The following is an 18,750-nucleotide window of genomic DNA, read 5'->3' on the forward strand; positions in this document are numbered from 1 at the left end:
TACCCACGGCGCATTCGGTGCATTGGCAATGGGAATCGGCACTTCCGAGGTCGAGCACGTGCTGGCCACTCAGACGCTTCCGCTGCGGCCGTTCAAGACGATGGCGGTCAACGTCGACGGGGAGCTGCCCGCCGGAGTGACAGCTAAGGACATCATCCTTGCGGTGATCGCCAAGATCGGCACCGGCGGAGGCCAGGGCCATGTCATCGAATATCGCGGCAGCGCCATCGAATCGCTCTCGATGGAGGCCCGGATGACGATCTGCAACATGAGTATCGAGGCCGGGGCCCGGGCGGGGATGGTTACACCCGATGCGACCACCTACGAATTCTTGCGTGGACGCCCGCATTCCCCGACCGGCGCGCAGTGGGATGCGGCGCTGGATTATTGGGATCGGCTGGCTACCGACGAAGGCGCCGAGTTTGACACCGAGGTGTATTTGGATGCCGCTTCGTTGACGCCGTTCGTCACTTGGGGGACAAATCCGGGGCAGGGAGTGCCATTGGGAGCCGCGGTGCCTGATCCCGAGCTGATGACCGATGACAACGAGCGCCAGACCGCCGAGAAGGCGCTGGCGTACATGGACCTTCGACCCGGAATCCCGATGCGCGACATCGCGGTGGATGCCGTGTTTGTCGGGTCGTGTACCAACGGCCGCATCGAGGATTTGCGCGTGGTAGCCGACGTGTTGCGAGGCCGCAAAGTGGCCGACGGGGTGCGGATGCTGGTTGTGCCGGGATCGATGCGGGTACGGGCGCAGGCCGAAAAAGAAGGGTTGGGCGAAATCTTCACGGCTGCGGGTGCCGAGTGGCGGCAGGCTGGGTGCTCGATGTGTCTCGGGATGAATCCGGACCAGCTGGCGCCGGGGGAGCGCTGCGCGGCAACGTCAAACCGCAATTTCGAGGGACGCCAGGGCAAGGGTGGCCGTACCCACTTGGTGTCGCCTGCCGTCGCCGCTGCCACCGCGGTGCGCGGGAAGCTCTCCGCCCCGGCCGACTTGAACTAACTGAGGGAGAACCGTAATGGACGCTTTTCACACTCACACGGGTATCGGAGTGCCGCTGCGGCGGTCCAATGTCGACACGGATCAGATCATTCCGGCGGTCTATTTGAAGCGGGTGACCCGAACGGGTTTCGAGGATGGTTTGTTCGCGGCTTGGCGGACCGATCCGTCTTTTGTGCTCAATCTGAGTCCGTTTGACAGGGGTTCGGTACTGGTCGCCGGACCCGATTTCGGCACCGGATCCTCTCGGGAGCATGCGGTCTGGGCGCTTATGGACTATGGATTCCGGGTAGTGATCTCGTCCCGCTTCGGCGACATTTTTCGGGGCAATGCGGGGAAGGCGGGGTTGTTGGCTGCCGAAGTTGTCCAAGACGATGTGGAACTGCTCTGGAAGCTCATCGAGGGCAGCCCCGGGTTGGAAATCACTGTCAATCTTCAAGATCGGAATGTGGCCGCAGGAACGGTGGTGGTGCCGTTCAAGATTGACGACTACACCGCCTGGCGTTTGTTGGAGGGACTCGACGACATAGCCCTTACGCTGCGGAAACGTGACGAGATTGAGCTTTTCGAGTCGGAGCGGCCGACTTGGAAACCGCAGACATTGCCCACTTCCTGACGGCTCGATTGGGCCCGAATTTAGGGCGCCCCAGTGCCGTATTTGACGGCTCGAACCGTTCCAAGCCACTGACTATGCGCTGCAACCGGATTCCTAAAAAGTTCGCCAGAACCGACTGAAATTGCGCGTGGCTCTTGGAAATCAGGCACCTCAGGGTTTACCGTGTCCTCTAGTCGGTCCAAAGTGGACCGCGAGCAAGCGGAGGATATGCATGAACAAGGCAGAGCTCATTGATGTGCTCACTGAGAAATTGGGCTCAGACCGTCGGTCGGCAACAGCCGCCGTCGAGAATGTCGTCGACACTATTGTGCGGGCCGTGCACAAGGGCGACAGCGTCACCATTACCGGCTTCGGTGTGTTCGAACAGCGCCGTCGCGCGGCACGTGTGGCCCGTAATCCTCGCACCGGCGAAACGGTGAAGGTCAAGCCAACGTCCGTGCCGGCGTTCCGGCCGGGCGCACAATTCAAAGCGGTTGTCTCTGGCGCACAGCGCCTCCCAGCGGAAGGACCAGCAGTGAAGCGAGGCGTCGTAGCGGGCGGTGTCAAGAAGGTGGCAAAGAAGTCGCCGGCGAAGAAGGCCGCAAAGAAGACCGTTGCGAAGAAGGCTCCGGCCAAGAAGGTCGCCGCCAAGAAGGCTCCGGCTAAGAAGGCGGCCGCCAAGCGGGCGCCGGCCAAGAAAGCCGTCAAGGCTACAAAGGCGGTGGCGAAGCGGGTCACCAAAGCCGTGAAGAAGGCTCCCGCGCGCAAGGCACCGGCGAAGAAGAGCGCTGCCAAGAAGGCTCCGGCCAAGAAGGCCACGGCCCGTCGCGGCCGCCGGTAGGCGCTAACCAGTTCAACACATAGATTCGCCGCGGGGCCGGCTCTCTCGAGGCGCCCGCGGCGAATCTGCGTGCTAGGTCACGACGTTGGCGGCCAGCGCACTGCCGATGTGGTCGGCTGCCAGCAGACGGCCGTCCGCCAGCGACAGCACCCACGTACTGCCCTTGCGGTTGCGGGACTTGTCCGGAAGTATCCCGTCGCGTTCACACCACCACGTGATCAGGTCCGGAATCACCTTGCCCTGCGTGCAGATCACCGGTGTGCTGTGCGAGCCGGCGATCTGCAGAACCCGCCGTCGACCGCGTTTAGGGTTGTCGGCGTACGCCTCCTCGGTCAGCGTCGGCTCATCGCCGATGACGACGCCTAGCTCCTCGGCCAGCGGTTCCACTGTCTGGTGGCAGCGCACGCGATCGGCGGCATAGACATCGGTGGGGCCGAAGGCCGATAGCTGCCCTACGAGTGCCTCGGCCTGCGCACGGCCCTTCTTGTCCAACGGTCGCATCTTGTCGTCGCCGGAGAACCGGGACTTGCTGCCGGCGGTGCCGTGCCGGACCACGAGCACGGTCTGGGTGTCCGCCGGGAATTTGGCGAACCGGCGCAAGACCTTTCGATCGTGCGTGTAGGACACTTTCTTGATCGCGTCGGAGGTCGGCAGCCAGATCAGCTCATCGACTTCCCGACCGGGGGTGAATTCTCCGCCCAGGCTGCGCGCCGCCCAGTAGCGAACCCGTTTGACACCCTGGTCGACCGGATAACTCACGTTGTAAAGCCGGCGGCCAAGTTGTGCACTATGACCGGTCTCCTCGAAAACTTCTCGGACCGCGGTCACCGGTTCCGTTTCACCGGGATCCATTTTGCCCTTGGGCAATGACCAGTCGTCGTAGCGGGGACGGTGGATGACGGCCACCTCGACCGATTCGCTGGCGCAGGGGCGCCAGAGCACCGTGCCCGCGGCCCAAACGACTTTCCCGCTCACACCCGGGTCATCCGACCAGGCTCGGGTCGGCACCGTAACCCCTGCAAGTCAATTCGGACCTTCGCGCCTGATGGACATCCTGGCCATGGTACAGGTGGCCTCAGGCGCTCCTGTGTTGGTCCATCAGCGACACCTGGTGGTCGCGAACCTTGTGGCCGGCTTGCGGCATCGCGGTCCACTGCCCTTCGGGCCCCAATTCCCAGCAGCGCGTGGCGGGGTCCAGAGCTGATGCGAAGATGTCTTTGAGTTGTGCGGTCAGTCGGGGGTCCTTGACTTGAACCAACACCTCGACCCGCCGATCGAGATTGCGGTGCATCATGTCGGCACTGCCGATCCAGAATTCGTCGATCAAGCCGAAGTGGAAGATCCGCGAGTGCTCCAGGAATTGGCCGAGAATCGAGCGCACGGTGATGTTTTCGGAGAATCCCTCGACACCGGGGCGCAGTGCACAGATTCCGCGCACCACGATCTCCACCCGCACCCCGGCTTGCGACGCACGGTAGAGCGCGTCGATGACCTGTTCGTCGACAAGGGAGTTCATCTTGAGTTGGATGTGCCCGTTACCGGTTTCCTGATGCGCGGCGATCTCCCGGTTGACGCGCTCGATGATTCCGGCGCGGATGCTGTGCGGTGCGACCAACAGATTGCGGTAGGAGAACTTACGCGAATAGCCCGTCAGCGTGTTGAACAGATCGGTCAGATCGGCGCCGATGTCGGGATTGGCGGTCAGCAGGCCGAGGTCCTCGTAGAGCCGGGCGGTCTTGCTGTTGTAGTTACCGGTCCCGATATGGCAGTAACGCCGGATCGCGGAGCCTTCGCGGCGCACCACCAAGCAAGTCTTGCAATGCGTTTTCAGGCCGACGAGGCCGTAGGCCACATGGACTCCGGCCTGCTCCAGCGCGCGGGCCCAATGGATGTTTGCCTGTTCGTCGAATCGCGCCTTGATTTCGACCAGTGCTACTACTTGCTTTCCGGCCGCGGCGGCTTCGATGAGGGCGCGCACGATCGGTGAATCGCCCGAGGTGCGATACAGCGTCTGTTTGATCGCCAGGACATTGGGGTCGGCCGCGGCCAACTCGATAAAGCGTTGCGTGCTAGTGGAGAACGAGTCGTAGGGGTGGTGAACCAACACGTCACCCTCGCGCAGCGTCGCGAAAATGCTCTTCGGCGTTTCCCGGTCGGCGAATTCCGGGGGGGTGTCCGGAACGAACGCGGGATCCTTCAGTGCCGGTCGGTCGACGCCGTAGATCTGCCACAGCGAGGAGAGATCAAGTAGTCCCGGCACTTGGACGACGTCGCCGGGATGCACATCGAGCTCCCGCAGCAGCAACTCCAACATGTGCTCGGTCATGTCGTCGGCCACCTCGAGGCGTACCGGTGATCCGAACCGTCGACGGGCCAGTTCGCGCTCGAGTGCCTGCAGCAGATCCTCGTCACGATCCTCGTCGACCTCGAAATCCGCGTTGCGAGTAATGCGGAACGCGTGGTGTTCGACGATCTCCATGCCCGGGAACAGCGCCGGCAAGAAGGCTGCGATCAGTTCCTCCGTGGGGAGAAAGCGAACTTCCGCCTTCCCGGCCGATCCGTCTGCGCCTTCCTTAACGTCGAGCTCAACGAAGCGATCGACGTTGTCGGGCACCTTGACTCGAGCGAAATGCTGACCGCCTTCCTCTGGCTTCTTGACCGTGACGGCGAGGTTCAGACTGAGGCCGCTGACGAAGGGGAACGGGTGAGCGGGATCGACGGCGAGCGGAGTCAGGACGGGGAAGACCTGCTCGTTGAAGTACGTCTGCAGCTGGTTGCGTTCGGCCTGGTCCAGATCGGCCCAAGTGACGATGTGAATGCCTTGCTCGGCCAACCCGGGCTCCACCGAGTCGAGGAACACCCGTGCGTGTCGGGTGGCGATCTGCTGGGTTTGCTCGCCGATGCGGCGCAGCTGCTCACGCGGGGTCAGACCGTCCGCGGAGCGCACCGATAAACCCATCTCGTCGCGCCGCTTCAGCCCGGCGACGCGAACCATGTAGAACTCGTCGAGGTTGGAGGCGAAGATCGCCAGAAACTTCGCCCGCTCCAGCAACGGCAGCGAGGTGTCGGCGGCCAGCGCCAATACCCGCGCGTTGAAGTCCAGCCAGCTCAGTTCGCGGTTGAGGTAGCGGTGCTCCGGAAGCTCGTCCTCTAGTAGGGCTGCTGCTGTGGCGGCGGGCGGTGAGGCGGGTGCTGTGCCGTCCGCTTGCCACCCGGGCCCGTCGGGCCGCTGCTCGGCTGAGCTGGTCGTAACTGTTGCTTCGCTGCCCTCGCGGGCTTCGATTTCGGTCACCTTGTGATCATTCCCCATCGGTGGACGGTGCTGCTACCCACGAGCTGACATCCATTCGCCGTTGAGGAGCCGTTTACCCGTCGTTACGCTAGCGGCGCACGGCGGTGCCGACGGCCCGCGCCGTTGCCGGCCCGATCCCGAGCCGGCGCGCGACCGCCAAGTCGTTGGGTGTGTCGATATCGCAACGCAATCCAGGCCACGCCCCGGTGAGCTCGATCGCTCCCGAACGTCGATGCCGCGCAGAAGAATCCGGCCCGAACCGCGGGTCGAGCGCGGCACCGAACGCACACAGCGCCGCGGTACCCGTGCCCAGCCGGTCGGCAACGAAACTACGCTCGTGGTGTCGTGCCGCGGCGATCGCCTCGGCAAGCTCCTGCGTCTGTAATGCCGGCAGATCACCTTGCAGCACAACAATATTGGACACTGATTGGACCACCACCTGCTCGGCTTCCGAGATCGCGTTGTTGAGCGGGTCGGGATGGCCTTGGGGCGTGGGATCGAACAGCACCTCGGCGCCGAGTTGGCGCGCCGCGGCTGCCGCGGCGTCGTCGGGCGTGATGACGGTGATGCGGCCCACGGACCCGACACGTGCCGCGGCGGTGAGGGTATCGACCAGCATGGCCAGCACCACGTTCTCCCGCGTTTGTGCGGAAAACACCGGCGCCAGCCTGGTCTTGGCGGCGGCCAGTCGCTTGACGGCGACAATCAAACCGACATCGCCTCCGGCGTCGGCTCGCCCGCTCATCGGTGACTTGCGGCATGTTGGCCCTCGGCTTGGGCCAGGGGAGGAAACGCCGCGTCTCCTTTCGTTAAGTTGTCGGTGGGCGTGGCTACGTTGCCAGGGTGTCGCGACATCGGCTGATTGCTACTGCTGAGCAGGCGGCCATCCTGGCCGAGCATTGTCGCCACGCCCGATACGTGTGGAACCTGGCCGTTGAGCAGCAACAGCACTGGCAGCCCGGACGTCATGCGCCTGGCTATAGCGAGCAGTGTGCTCAGTTGACCGCGGCCCGCGCCGAGCATGACTGGCTGGCGTCTGGCTCGCAGACCGTGCAGCAGCAAGCGTTGCGGGACTTCGCCCAGGCCATGCGCAACTTTCTCACCGGGACGCACCGCCGCCCGACCTGGCGCAAAGCCGGTGTGCATGAGGGATTTCGGCAGGTTGGGGTGAAACCGCATCACGTCCAGCGCCTGAACTGCCGGTTTGGTGGGGTATGGGTGCCTAAGGTGGGTTGAGTGCGATTCCGCCTGTCGCGGCCGGTCCCCGAGGGCGTGAAGTCCTACCGGGTCACCCGCGATCGGGCTGGCCGCTGGCATATCGGGTTCGCGCATATCCCTAGTCCCATCGCCGGTCCGGGTGACGGCGGCGTGGTGGGTATCGACCGTGGTGTTGTCGTGTCGGCGGCCTTGTCGACCGGTGAACTGCTGCACGTCCCCGGTCTGAGCCGTGGTGAGGCTAAGCGGTTGAAGGTGCTGCAGCAGCGGCTCGCACGCGCCAAGCGCGGCTCGAGCCGGCGAGCCCGCACGAGGCTGGCGATCGCAAAGCTGAAAGCGCGTGAGGTCGACCGACGCAATGACTGGGTCGAAAAGGCCACTACTGACGTTGCGCGGCGCTTCGATACGATCCGGATCGAGGCCCTCGACGTGCGAGTGATGACCCGTAGCGTGCGGGGAACAGTGGCGCAACCGGGTGTGCGCGTTGCTCAAAAGCGTGGACTGAACCGGGCTATCAACGCAAGCTGTTGGGGGCTGCTCGCCGCACGTTTGCAGCACAAGGCTTACGGTCGGGTCGAGCGGATCCCGGCCGCGTACACGTCGCAACGATGTTCCGCGTGCGGGCACGTCGCACCCGAAAACCGCAAGAGCCAAGCGGTTTTCGAGTGCGAAGCGTGCAACACGGGACCGTGCAACGCCGACGTGAACGCTGCACGCAACATCGCCGCCGGACGGACGGTGACAGCACGGGGAGACCTCGGCACCAGCAGGTCTGCGAACCGTGAACCTCAACTCAGCTCTCCTGCCACATAGGTAGTGGGTGGGTTGAAATCCGTCGGCTTCAGCCGGGGGAGGACGTCAAAAAGCCATCCTGCCAGTTTTTTTCTTTGTGCATGTGTATGGCGTTCTCGCGGTCCATGGCCTCTCAGGCGGCTGCGCTCGACCTGGTTGCCCAGCTTCTCCTCAGATCGCCGGGCGGTCGGCATCGTCGCTGGGCTACGGTTGAGCGCCGACAATTCGACGAGACGGGGACGAAGGCACACGATGGCCAGCGCGACAGCGGTGATGGGGGCCGGCGCATGGGGTACGGCGCTGGCCAAATTGCTCGCCGACGCTGGCGGCGACGTCACCCTGTGGGCCCGGCGATCCGACCTCGCCGACGAAATCAACGACAGCCGTCACAACCCCGACTACTCGCCTGGCGTTGAGTTGCCGCCGGGTGTCCGTGCCACCGGCGACGCGGAAGAAGCGCTGAGCGGGGTGACGACGGTGCTGCTGGCCGTGCCGGCGCAGACGATGCGGGCCAATGTCGAACAGTGGAAGAGTCTGTTCGGCGAAGGTGCGACCCTGGTCAGCACGGCCAAGGGCATCGAGTTGGAGACTCTGATGCGGATGAGCCAGGTCATTGTCGACGTGACCGGCATCGACCCGTCGCAGGTCGCGGTGATCTCCGGGCCGAACTTGGCCAGCGAGATCGTCGCGGGGCAACCCGCGGCTACCGTGATCGCCTGCAGCGATTCCGGTCGTGCCGTTGCCCTGCAGCGCATGTTGAACACCGGATTCTTCCGCCCGTACACCAACGCCGACGTGATCGGCACCGAGATCGGCGGTGCCTGCAAAAACGTCATCGCGCTGGCTTGCGGGATGGCGGCCGGGGTGGGCCTGGGCGAAAACACCGCGGCGGCGATCATCACCCGCGGCCTGGCGGAGATCATGCGGCTCGGGATCGCGGTCGGGGCCAAAGGCACAACCCTGGCGGGGTTGGCCGGGGTCGGCGATCTGGTGGCCACCTGCACCTCGCCCCGCTCGCGCAACCGCACCTTCGGCGAATCCCTGGGGCGGGGCCAGACGATGGAGGCGGCGCTGCAGGCGCGCGGCGGCCACGTTGTCGAGGGGGTGACGTCATGCGAGTCGGTGCTGGCGCTGGCCTCGAGTTACGACGTCGAGATGCCACTGACCGACGCGGTACACCGGGTCTGTCATAAGGGGTTGTCGGTGGACCAGGCGATGGCACTGCTGTTGGGACGCCGCACCAAGCCGGAATGACCCTGGCCACGGTTAAGGGCGGAGCTAACCTCGTGGTAACCAGCACCGCAGCACCCAGAAGGTAGCCTCTCTAGGTTGTGAGGGACCGCTTCCCCGCCGAGACGACCGATCGCGGCCGCGTCCGCGTCGCCGTCGTGTTCGGCGGACGCAGCAACGAGCACGCCATCTCCTGTGTCTCGGCGGGCAGCATTTTGCGCAATCTCGATCCGCAGCGTTTCGACGTGGTCGCGGTCGGCATCACCCCGGATGGCTCGTGGGTCCTGACCGACGGGAACCCCGACGCGCTGGCGATCACCAATCGGCAGCTGCCGGGGGTGAGCTCCGAATCGGGCACCGAGCTGGCTCTGGCCGCCGATCCGCGGCGGGCCGGTCAGCTGGTGTCACTGTCGCCCGGTGGGGCTGAGGTACTGGCATCCGTCGACGTGGTCTTTCCGGTCTTGCACGGCCCCTACGGCGAAGACGGCACGATTCAGGGTCTGCTCGAACTCGCCGGCGTGCCCTACGTCGGTGCCGGGGTGTTGGCCAGCGCCGCCGGGATGGACAAGGAGTTCACAAAGAAACTGCTTGTCGCCGAAGGACTTCCGGTCGGTGCCTATGAGGTGCTGCGGCCGTCGCAGCCCACGCTGGACACCGGGCGGCGCGAACGGCTTGGACTACCGGTCTTCGTCAAACCCGCACGCGGCGGCTCGTCGATCGGCGTCAGCAGGGTGACCGGCTGGGACGAGCTGCCCGAGGCCGTCGTCCATGCGCGCCAGCACGATCCGAAGGTAATTGTCGAGGCCGCGGTTGTGGGTCGCGAATTGGAGTGCGGTGTACTCGAATTCCCCGACGGCACAGTGCAAGCCAGCACTGTCGGGGAGATCCGGGTGGCCGGCGTGCGCGGACGTGAAGACTCGTTCTACGACTTCGCGACCAAATACCTCGACGACGCCGCCGAACTCGACGTGCCCGCCAAGGTCGACGACGAGGTGAGCGACGCGGTGCGGGAATTGGCGATCCGGGCGTTCAGGGCGATCGACTGCCAGGGCCTGGCCCGGGTCGACTTCTTCCTCACCGATGACGGCCCAATCATCAACGAGGTCAACACAATGCCCGGATTCACAACCATCTCGATGTATCCGCGGATGTGGGCCGCCAGCGGCGTGGATTATCGAACCCTGGTGGCGACCATGGTTGAAACGGCGCTCGCGCGCGGGACGGGTCTGCGCTAACCCGGCCGACGACGATGCGGGCCGCGTAGCGGCCCGAGGAGAAGTCGGCCAATCAGCTCGGCGACGACGATGCCGGCCGCGTAGCGGCCCGAGGAGAAGTCGGCCAATCAGCTCGGCGGCGACGGGTTGATCGGCACCGCGGGCATGGTGTGGTCGATTAGGTCGGAGAGTTGCTGGATCGGCGTCGGGCCAGACCCCGACGGCAGGGTGAGCGCCACATAGACCGCTCGGTCGACCGTGTACCAGGTGGATCGATCACCTTGGCGGGCCTCAAACCACTGCACCCGGTCAACGAGCTGGATCGGCGAACCGACCACGAAGTCGGTCGGACGGTCCAGGCCGCACCGCAGCACCACCGGATCGCTATCGCTTGCGGTCCGCCACGCGGCGGTGGCGGGTGGCGTCGGCTGCGCGGTGGGAGCCCGCTGATAGTCGCCGAGTCGCTGCGGGAGCGCTTCCAGTAGCGTCCGGCAGGCCGAATCCTGCGCATGGGGAGCCGGGACGCTCGGGATTGCCACCGGTGGGAGCGGCGGGTGGCGGGTCGCCGCGATCGCCAGGACGACGCCGACCACACCGACCGCCAGTACCAGTGCGGCGATCAGCACCCCCCGCGGCGGCCCGTCCGACTCGACCATTGGCTCACCTTCTCCTCGTCGCGCCTACACTCCCGAAGTCAGCGGACAAGAACCTACCGGAGGTGATGTGGGCGGCGGCGAGTCTGATCCCACGCTTGGCGACGTTGGTGAATTCGGTGTGATCGAAGGACTGATTCGGGGTCGGCGCCAGCCGGACACGGTCGCTCTCGGACCGGGTGACGACGCCGCTGTGGTGCTTGCCGGTGACGGCCGCGTCCTGGCGTCGACGGACATGCTCGTCGAGGGTCGCCACTTCCGGCTGGACTGGTCGACACCGCACGATGTCGGCCGTAAGGCCGTCGCGCAGAACGCCGCCGACATCGAAGCGATGGGCGGACGGGCCACCGCGTTCGTCGTCGGCTTCGGCGCACCGCCCGAAACGTCAACCGCACAGGTCAGCGCGCTGGCAGACGGGATGTGGGACGAGGCCGGCCGGATCGGCGCCGGCATCGTCGGCGGAGACCTGGTCAGCAGCCCGGTGTGGGTGGTGTCGATGACCGTGCTGGGCGATCTGGCCGGCCGACCGCCGGTGCTGCGGTCCGGGGCGCGACCCGGCTCGCGGATCGCCGTCGCCGGCCAGCTGGGCTACTCAGCGGCCGGGCATGCACTGTGGCACAACGGTATTGCGGGGTTCGACGACTTGCGGCGTCGTCACCTCGTCCCGCAACCGCCGTACGGAGAGGGGCGCGCGGCCGCCGAGGCCGGCGCCCAGGCGATGATCGACATCTCCGACGGTCTGGTCGGCGACCTGCGGCACCTGGCCGAGGCGTCCGGGGTGGGCATCGACCTGAGCACCGAAGCGCTGAGCGCCGATCGCGACGCGCTGCTGGGTGCGGCCGAAGCCGCTGGGGTCCACGCGTGGACGTGGGTGCTCGGCGGGGGAGAGGACCATGCCCTGGTCGCGGCATTCGCCGGCCCGGTTCCCGCGGGGTGGCGGGTGATCGGGTACGTGCTCGACGGGCCGGCGCGGGTGCTCGTTGACGGCGCAGAGTGGCACGGATACGCCGGCTGGCAGTCCTTCAGTCAGTAGGGTGACCCGGTGACCGTCTACGCCATTGCTCAGTTGCGGTTCACCGACCGCGCCGCCTACGACCGGTACCAGGTCCGATTCATGGATGTCTTCCGTCGCCACCGCGGAACGTTACTGGCCGCCGATGAGTCCCCACAGCTGGTCGAGGGCAAGTGGGATCTGGATAAGGTGGTACTGATGTCGTTTCCCGACGAGGCGGCATTCCGGCTGTGGTCGGAATCTCCTGATTACCAAGAGATTTCGCGGGATCGCCGTGCGGGTGCGGACACTGTGGTGTTGTTGGCGAAGGGGCTGGCGTGACCGCCCGGCCGCTGCGCGAACTGGTTGACGACGGTTGGGCGGCCGCATTGGAGCCCGTCGGCGAACAAGTGGCCAAGATGGGCCAATTTCTGCGCGAGGAGATCGCTGCCGGCCGAGGCTACCTGCCGGCGGGGCCGAATGTCTTGCGCGCCTTCACCTTTCCGTTCGACCAGGTGCGGGTGCTGATCGTCGGCCAGGACCCGTATCCGACGCCCGGGCATGCTGTCGGCTTGAGCTTCTCGGTGGCCGAAGCGGTGCGTCCGCTGCCGCGAAGTCTGGAGAATATCTTCGCCGAATATGCCAGCGACTTGGGCTATTCGGCACCCTCCTGTGGCGACCTCACGCCGTGGGCAGAGCGTGGGGTGCTGCTGCTCAACCGCGTGCTCACCGTTCGGCCGGGTAATCCGGCGTCGCACCGCGGCAAGGGCTGGGAGGCCGTCACCGAGTGTGCGATTCGCGCTCTGGTCGATCGCCGGCAGCCGATGGTGGCGATTTTGTGGGGCCGCGACGCCTCGACGCTGAAGCCGATGCTGGCGGGCAGCGACTGTGTCTCGATCGAATCACCGCATCCTTCGCCGCTGTCGGCGTCGCGGGGATTTTTCGGCTCGCGTCCGTTCAGCCGCGCCAACGAACTGCTCACTGAGATAGGCAGTGAGCCGATCGACTGGCGACTGCCGTAAACCGTCTCAGCGCCCTCTTGTTTGCTGGGCGGTTGGCCCGCTAGCCGCGGGTGACCTTACCGGCCTTGATGCACGACGTGCAGACGTTGATGCGGTGCTTGTTGCCACCGGGGCGGGTGGCAACACGCACGCTCTGGATGTTGGGATCCCACCGACGGCTGGTCCGGCGATGGGAGTGCGACACCGACTTGCCGAAGCCGGGGCCCTTCCCGCAGATATCGCAGACGGCAGCCATACATAAACTCCTCGAACCTCTGGGGCCAACAACCACAGACGGGTGGCCCGACGACCTGGCCAGAATAGCCGCCGCCGGGCGGAACCGCCAAAACGACTAACACGCGTCGTGCGCTATGTGACCTGTGCTGTCGGGCTCAGTAGATAGGCTGGCGCCCACTGACGGCGGCGTGAGGAGGTGGCTTAGGTGGGGTCGGGGTTGGCCAAGCCGGATCGCCCACTGGACGCGTCCGCCCTGCGCGACTGGGCGCATAGCGCCGTCGGTGACCTGATCACGCACATCGACGAGATAAATCGGCTGAACGTGTTCCCGGTCGCCGATTCCGACACCGGCATCAACATGCTGTTCACCATGCGCTCGGCGCTGGCCGAGGCCAACACGGTTGCCAGTTCGCAGACCCGTCCCCGCGACGTCGTCCGGGTGGCCGCCGCCCTATCAGGGGGCGCTTTGAACGGCGCGCGCGGCAACTCCGGGGTGATCCTTTCGCAGATTCTGCGTGGCATCGCCGACGTCACCGCGAGCGCCGCCGAAGAATCCGGTGCCGAACTGCACGTCATCGACGCGGCGTTGCTCGGCGCGGCGTTGCGTCGCGGCGTGGATCTGGTTGTCGCCTCGATGGGCGGCCAGGAGGTCCCCGGGACGATCGTCTCGGTGTTGCGGGCAGCCGCCGATGCCGTCGAGCAGAACACCGGGGAGGGGGTTGTCGCAGCGATCACGGCCGCGGGCGACGCCGCGGTGGTGGCGCTGGAGAAGACGCCCGAGCAGCTGGACGTCCTCGGCGACGCCGGGGTGGTCGACGCCGGCGGGCGAGGCCTGCTGGTCCTCCTGGACGCGTTGCGCTCGACGATCACCGGCCAGGCGCCCAACCGCACGCTGTACGAGCCCTCACCGCGCCGGGAAGCCGCGGAATCCGCCCCGCAACCCCCCGCGCCGCAATTCGAGGTGATGTACCTGCTGGGCGGATGCGACAGCGAGTGCGCTGATTTGCTGCGCGAGCGGCTCGATGAGCTCGGTGAGTCGGTGGCTATCGCGAGCTCCGGCGTGGTCGGCGGTTACTCGGTCCATGTCCACACCGACGACGCCGGCGCGGCGGTCGAGGCCGGCCTGGCGTTCGGCAATCCGCGGCGGATCCAGATCTCGGCCCTGACCGGTGCTGCCAGCGGGCTGCCGCCCGGCAGTTGGACGCGGGAGCGCGCGGTGTTGGCCGTCGTCGACGGCGACGGCGCGGCGGAGTTGTTCGCCGGCGAGGGAGCCTGCGTGCTGCGTCCCGGCCCACATGTCGCCGACCCGACCACGGCGATCAGCGCCCAGCAGCTGTTGCGAGCCGTGGTGGACACCGAAGCCGCGCAGGTGATGGTGTTGCCCAACGGCTACCTGGCCGCCGAAGAACTCGTGGCCGGCTGCACCGCCGCGATCGGGTGGGGGATCGATGTGGTGCCGCTACCGACCGGATCGATGGTGCAGGGCCTGGCCGCGCTCGCGGTACACGAACCCGGCCGGCAGGCCGTCGACGACGGGTTCACGATGGCCCGCGCCGCCGGCGCCGCCAAGCACGGGTCGGTGCGCATCGCCACCGAAACGGCGTTGACCTGGGCCGGCACCTGTGAACCCGGCAACGGGTTGGGCATCGCGGGCGACGAGGTGTTGATCGTGGCCGCCGACGTCGCGTCGGCGGCGATCGGGTTGATTGATTTGCTGCTGGCTGCCGGCGGTGAGCTGGTGACGGTGCTGCTCGGCGCCGACCTCGACGGGCATGTCGACGCCGCCGAGGTAAGCGACCGCCTGCAAGCCCACGTTCACGACCGTCACCCGGGTACCGAGCTGATGACCTACCACACCGGGCACCGTGGCGACGCGCTGCTGATCGGGGTCGAGTAGCCATGGTGGCGCTGAGCGACCGCCTCGATTACATCCTTGGCGCGAAGGCCGCGAACCCGCTCGACGAGGTGTTCGGTATCCGCACCGTCGACGACCTGCTCCGCCACTATCCACGCAACTATGTCGAGGGCGCAAGCATGCGCGGCGCGGACGACGAGCGGCCGGCCGAAGGCGAGCACGTCACGCTCGTCGACGAGATCACCGGTGTGGTTGAGCGGCCGATCAGAAATCGCCCGAGGGACAGGATATTGATCGTCACGCTCGGCTCCGGGCGCAGCAAGGTCACCGCCACGTTCTTCAACCCTCGCTACCTCAAGAAAGGGCTGACCAAGGGCACCAGAGTGATGCTATCCGGAGAGGTTGGATTCTTCCGGGGCGCAATGCAATTGACGCATCCGGCCTTTCTTATCCTCGACTCTACGGACGGCGTAAACCGGGGCAGCCGGTCGCTGCGCAACATCGCCGACGCCTCGCAGGCTGTCAGCGGGGAGGTGTTGCAGGAGGCCTTCGAACGCCGCTTCTACCCGATCTATCCGGCCAGTACCAAGTTGCAGAGCTGGGACATCTTCAACTGCGTGCGCCAAGTGCTCGAAGTCCTCGACCCGGTGGCCGATCCGTTGCCAAAAGAACTGTGCGCCAAGCACAATCTGGTCTCCGAAGACGAGGCGCTGCGCGCCATCCACTTGGCCGAAGATAGCGCCGACCGGCGTCGGGCCCGCGAACGTTTGGCCTTCGACGAGGCCGTCGGGCTGCAGTGGGCGCTGGTGAGTCGCCGGCACGGCGAACTGGCTCAGTCCGGCCCGGCGGCGTCGGTGCGTTCGGACGGTCTCAAGCATGAACTCCTGCACCGCTTGCCATTCGATCTCACCGCCGGCCAGCGTGAGGTGCTGGAGGTGCTTACCGCCGAGATCGGTTCGACCCGCCCGATGAACCGGCTGCTGCAAGGTGAGGTGGGGTCGGGCAAGACGATCGTCGCGGTGCTGGCGATGTTGCAGATGGTCGATGCCGGATACCAGTGCGCGCTGTTGGCACCAACGGAAGTCCTCGCTGCACAACATCTCCAGTCGATCAACGACGTGCTTGGGCCGCTGGCGATGGCCGGGCAGCTCGGCGGCGCTGACAACGCCACCCGAGTGGCGCTGCTCACCGGATCGATGTCGGCTGCGCAGAAGAAACAAGTTCGCGGCGAGATCACCAGCGGCCAGGTCGGCATCGTCGTCGGCACGCACGCACTGCTGCAGGACGCGGTGGAATTCCACCAGCTCGGCATGGTTGTCGTCGACGAGCAGCACCGGTTCGGTGTCGAGCAGCGAGACCAGTTGCGGGCCAAGGCTCCTGCCGGAATCACGCCGCACCTGCTGGTGATGACCGCGACACCGATACCGCGGACGGTGGCGCTCACCGTCTACGGCGACCTGGAGACGTCGACGCTGCGGGAGCTTCCCCGCGGTCGGCAGCCGATCACTACCACCGCCATCTTCGTCAAAGACAAGCCGGCATGGCTGGACCGGGCCTGGCGACGCATCATCGAGGAGGTGGCCGCCGGGCGTCAGGCCTACGTCGTGGCACCGCGGATCGACGAGTCCGACAACGGCGGCCAGACCGACAAGGATGCAAGGCCTTCGGCGACAGCCGAAGAGCTGTTCGCCCATCTGCGCAGTGACCAGCTGGCCGGCCTGCGGCTGGGACTCATGCATGGGCGGCTGCCCGCCGACGAGAAGGACGCTGCGATGACGGCGTTTCGCGCCGGCGACATCGATGTGCTGGTGTGCACCACCGTCATCGAGGTCGGCGTCGACGTCCCCAACGCGACCGTGATGCTGGTTATGGACGCCGACCGGTTCGGCATCAGCCAGTTACACCAGTTGCGGGGCCGCATCGGCCGGGGCGCGCACGCGAGCCTGTGCCTACTGGCGAGCTGGGTGGCGCCGGGTTCCCGCGCAGGCCGGCGACTCAATGCCGTCGCCGGGACCCTCGACGGGTTCGCTCTGGCTGACCTGGATCTCAGGGAGCGCCGTGAAGGAGATGTGCTGGGCCGCAGCCAGTCCGGCCGTGCGATCACGCTGCAACTGCTGTCGCTGATCGACCACCAGCACATCATCGAGGCAGCCCGGGACTTCTGCGAACAGGTCTACGACGACGAGGCCGCCAATCCCGGATTAGCGCTACTGGCAGCACCATTCACCGGCAGCGAGCGCATCGAATATCTGGACAAGTCATGACCCGCAAGACGTTGTGGTGGCTGTCGGCGATCGCGATGCTCGCGGTGCTGGTCGCCTATCAGGTGATAACCACATCTGCGGGCGATCGCGCCCGCGAGTTCGCTGCGCGAGCCGACGTTCCGGCCGTGCGGCCCGGTGTCGACGTGCTGAGCGGAATCGTGTTGGTGCCGGCCAGGATCCATCGCTACGACTACCGCCGTGCAGCGTATGGCGACGCCTGGACCGACGACACCGATGCGCCCGGAGGACACAACGGATGCGACACCCGTGACGATGTTCTCACCCGCGACCTCGTCGACAAGACGTATGTGTGGATCAAACGCTGCCCCGACGCTGTCGAAACCGGCATCCTGCACGACCCGTACACCAACGCCACCATCAACTTCCGGCGTGGTGCCGGGATCGGGGCGTCAGTGGAGATCGACCACATCGTGCCGCTGGCGCTGGCCTGGGACATGGGCGCCTACGACTGGCCGATCGCCGAACGGGTGCGCTTCGCCAACGATCCGGCCAACCTGCTGGCGGTGTCCGGAAAGGCGAACGAGGACAAGGCTGACTCCCAGGCTGCCCTGTGGATGCCGCCTAACAATGCGTTCTGGTGTCAGTACGCCATGCAATACATCGCGGTGTCGCGTGGCTACGCGCTTCCCATCGATCGGGCTTCAGGGGACGTGCTGCGGCACGCCACGGCCACCTGCCCGGTCGGACCGCCCGGCTAGATCCCGGTGTAGGTCAGCGGATCTTCGCGCACTCGGGTGCCGTCATTGAGCCCGTTGAGCGCGTTCATGTGTTCGGCGGCCAACTCGAAATCGAAGACGTCGATGTTGTTGGCGATGCGCTCGGGTTTGGCCGATCGCGGAATCACCACGTTGCCCAACTGCAGGCTCCACCGGATCAGGACCTGTGCGGGGGTGCGGCTGTATTCGGCAGCGATGAACGCAACCGTCGGGCTGTCCAGCAACCTGCCAACCGCCAGCGGGCTGTAAGCCTCGGTGACCACGTTGTGGGCGGCGTTGGCCGCGCGCAGCTCAGCCTGATTGAGCAGCGGGTGCAACTCGATCTGGTTGACCGCGGGGGTGACGAAGGTCAGGTCGATGACCGTCTCCAGGTGTTCCTCGGTGAAGTTACACACGCCTATTGAGCGCGCGTAGCCGTCGCCGCGTAACTGGATCAGGCCGCCGAAGCTGTCCACGTACATGCCCAACTGCGGCGCCGGCCAATGGATCAGATACAGGTCGACGTAGTCCAGGCCGAGCCGCTCGACGCTGGCCTTGCAGGCCGCCTGGGTGGAGGTGATGCCCTGGTCGGCATTGGCCAGCTTGGTGGTGATGAACAACTCCGCGCGGGGAATCCCGGACGCCGCGATAGCGCGGCCGACCGCGGCTTCGTTGCCGTATACCGAAGCGGTATCGATCAGCCGATAACCGATCTCCAGTGCCGCCGAGACCGCTCGCTCGGTCTCGTCGTCGGACAATTCGGCAACACCGAGGCCAAGCGACGGCATCGTGTTCTCGTCATTGAGTGCTATTGAGGGGACCGAGGCGCCCGACTCGCCGGTCAAGGTCAT

General features: G+C 66.1%; 19 protein-coding genes. 13 read left to right on the forward strand and 6 right to left on the reverse strand.

The annotated features are described in order from the left end of the window. From VKI00_RS27115 to VKI00_RS27125, 3 genes are all read left to right on the forward strand, one after another. Window positions 1-1,006, forward strand: a 1,006-nt coding sequence (locus tag VKI00_RS27115) for a 3-isopropylmalate dehydratase large subunit (RefSeq protein ID WP_324443738.1), incomplete at its 5' end; no start/stop codon positions are given. Between the two features lie 16 nt (window positions 1,007-1,022). After that, the gene (leuD, locus tag VKI00_RS27120; RefSeq protein WP_324443739.1) at window positions 1,023-1,619 is read left to right on the forward strand and encodes a 3-isopropylmalate dehydratase small subunit; all 597 of its coding nucleotides are present in this window, start codon (window positions 1,023-1,025) and stop codon (window positions 1,617-1,619) included. A gap of 211 nt (window positions 1,620-1,830) precedes the next feature. Continuing rightward, window positions 1,831-2,439, forward strand: a complete 609-nt coding sequence (locus VKI00_RS27125) for an HU family DNA-binding protein (RefSeq protein WP_324443740.1) — start codon at window positions 1,831-1,833, stop codon at window positions 2,437-2,439. A gap of 72 nt (window positions 2,440-2,511) precedes the next feature. Here VKI00_RS27125 and VKI00_RS27130 read toward each other — a convergent pair whose 3' ends face one another. The 3 genes from VKI00_RS27130 to cofC all read right to left on the reverse strand — a co-directional run bounded on the left by VKI00_RS27130 (window position 2,512) and on the right by cofC (window position 6,476). Beyond that, the gene (locus tag VKI00_RS27130; protein WP_324443741.1) at window positions 2,512-3,414 is read right to left on the reverse strand and encodes a bifunctional NUDIX hydrolase/histidine phosphatase family protein; all 903 of its coding nucleotides are present in this window, start codon (window positions 3,412-3,414) and stop codon (window positions 2,512-2,514) included. 100 nt (window positions 3,415-3,514) lie between these two features. After that, complete coding sequence (locus VKI00_RS27135; protein WP_324443742.1) at window positions 3,515-5,749, reverse strand: RNA degradosome polyphosphate kinase; 2,235 nt, start codon at window positions 5,747-5,749, stop codon at window positions 3,515-3,517. Window positions 5,750-5,819: 70 nt separating this feature from the next. Beyond that, window positions 5,820-6,476 (reverse strand): 2-phospho-L-lactate guanylyltransferase, encoded by a 657-nt coding sequence (gene cofC / locus VKI00_RS27140; RefSeq protein WP_324443743.1) that lies wholly within the window; start codon window positions 6,474-6,476, stop codon window positions 5,820-5,822. A gap of 98 nt (window positions 6,477-6,574) precedes the next feature. Between cofC and VKI00_RS27145 the strand changes: the two genes are divergently transcribed. The 4 genes from VKI00_RS27145 to VKI00_RS27160 all read left to right on the forward strand — a co-directional run bounded on the left by VKI00_RS27145 (window position 6,575) and on the right by VKI00_RS27160 (window position 10,203). Then, the gene (locus VKI00_RS27145; RefSeq protein ID WP_324443744.1) at window positions 6,575-6,967 is read left to right on the forward strand and encodes a helix-turn-helix domain-containing protein; all 393 of its coding nucleotides are present in this window, start codon (window positions 6,575-6,577) and stop codon (window positions 6,965-6,967) included. Further along, complete coding sequence (locus tag VKI00_RS27150) at window positions 6,968-7,759, forward strand: transposase (protein WP_324443745.1); 792 nt, start codon at window positions 6,968-6,970, stop codon at window positions 7,757-7,759. It begins immediately after the preceding gene. Window positions 7,760-7,990: 231 nt separating this feature from the next. Further along, window positions 7,991-8,992 carry an NAD(P)H-dependent glycerol-3-phosphate dehydrogenase gene (locus VKI00_RS27155; RefSeq protein ID WP_324443747.1) on the forward strand — a complete coding sequence of 334 codons (1,002 nt, stop codon included), beginning with the start codon at window positions 7,991-7,993 and terminating at the stop codon, window positions 8,990-8,992. A gap of 77 nt (window positions 8,993-9,069) precedes the next feature. Then, entirely contained in the window at window positions 9,070-10,203 is a 1,134-nt protein-coding gene (locus tag VKI00_RS27160) for a D-alanine--D-alanine ligase family protein (protein WP_324443749.1), read from the forward strand. 107 nt (window positions 10,204-10,310) lie between these two features. Here the strand turns inward: VKI00_RS27160 and VKI00_RS27165 are convergent, their stop codons facing one another. Then, window positions 10,311-10,838, reverse strand: coding sequence for a DUF3515 domain-containing protein (locus VKI00_RS27165; protein WP_324443751.1), 528 nt, complete (start codon window positions 10,836-10,838; stop codon window positions 10,311-10,313). 67 nt (window positions 10,839-10,905) lie between these two features. Here VKI00_RS27165 and VKI00_RS27170 point away from each other — a divergent pair, with 67 nt between their 5' ends. From VKI00_RS27170 to VKI00_RS27180, 3 genes are read left to right on the forward strand one after another with little or no spacing between them, the layout of a single operon-like run. Then, window positions 10,906-11,868: a thiamine-phosphate kinase gene (locus VKI00_RS27170; protein ID WP_324443753.1), complete on the forward strand. Its 963-nt coding sequence runs from the start codon at window positions 10,906-10,908 to the stop codon at window positions 11,866-11,868. Between the two features lie 9 nt (window positions 11,869-11,877). Continuing rightward, window positions 11,878-12,168: a DUF1330 domain-containing protein gene (locus tag VKI00_RS27175; protein ID WP_324443754.1), complete on the forward strand. Its 291-nt coding sequence runs from the start codon at window positions 11,878-11,880 to the stop codon at window positions 12,166-12,168. Then, window positions 12,165-12,848 carry a uracil-DNA glycosylase gene (locus tag VKI00_RS27180; protein ID WP_324443756.1) on the forward strand — a complete coding sequence of 228 codons (684 nt, stop codon included), beginning with the start codon at window positions 12,165-12,167 and terminating at the stop codon, window positions 12,846-12,848. Before VKI00_RS27175 ends, VKI00_RS27180 begins: the two co-directional genes overlap by 4 nt. 40 nt (window positions 12,849-12,888) lie before the next feature. Here VKI00_RS27180 and rpmB read toward each other — a convergent pair whose 3' ends face one another. Then, the gene (rpmB, locus tag VKI00_RS27185; RefSeq protein ID WP_324443758.1) at window positions 12,889-13,083 is read right to left on the reverse strand and encodes a 50S ribosomal protein L28; all 195 of its coding nucleotides are present in this window, start codon (window positions 13,081-13,083) and stop codon (window positions 12,889-12,891) included. 198 nt (window positions 13,084-13,281) lie between these two features. Between rpmB and VKI00_RS27190 the strand changes: the two genes are divergently transcribed. The 3 genes from VKI00_RS27190 to VKI00_RS27200 are packed head-to-tail and all read left to right on the forward strand — an operon-like array spanning window position 13,282 to window position 17,902. Then, window positions 13,282-14,961 (forward strand): DAK2 domain-containing protein, encoded by a 1,680-nt coding sequence (locus tag VKI00_RS27190; protein WP_324443780.1) that lies wholly within the window; start codon window positions 13,282-13,284, stop codon window positions 14,959-14,961. Window positions 14,962-14,963: 2 nt separating this feature from the next. After that, window positions 14,964-17,183, forward strand: a complete 2,220-nt coding sequence (gene recG, locus VKI00_RS27195) for an ATP-dependent DNA helicase RecG (protein ID WP_324443760.1) — start codon at window positions 14,964-14,966, stop codon at window positions 17,181-17,183. Then, window positions 17,180-17,902 (forward strand): HNH endonuclease family protein, encoded by a 723-nt coding sequence (locus VKI00_RS27200; protein ID WP_324443762.1) that lies wholly within the window; start codon window positions 17,180-17,182, stop codon window positions 17,900-17,902. The genes recG and VKI00_RS27200 overlap by 4 nt, the downstream gene beginning before the upstream one ends. Here the strand turns inward: VKI00_RS27200 and VKI00_RS27205 are convergent. Beyond that, window positions 17,899-18,744, reverse strand: a complete 846-nt coding sequence (locus VKI00_RS27205) for an aldo/keto reductase (RefSeq protein ID WP_324443782.1) — start codon at window positions 18,742-18,744, stop codon at window positions 17,899-17,901. The genes VKI00_RS27200 and VKI00_RS27205 overlap by 4 nt on opposite strands. Window positions 18,745-18,750: the final 6 nt, after the last annotated feature.

This window comes from Mycobacterium sp. (genome assembly GCF_035314665.1).
GTDB lineage: Bacteria > Actinomycetota > Actinomycetes > Mycobacteriales > Mycobacteriaceae > Mycobacterium.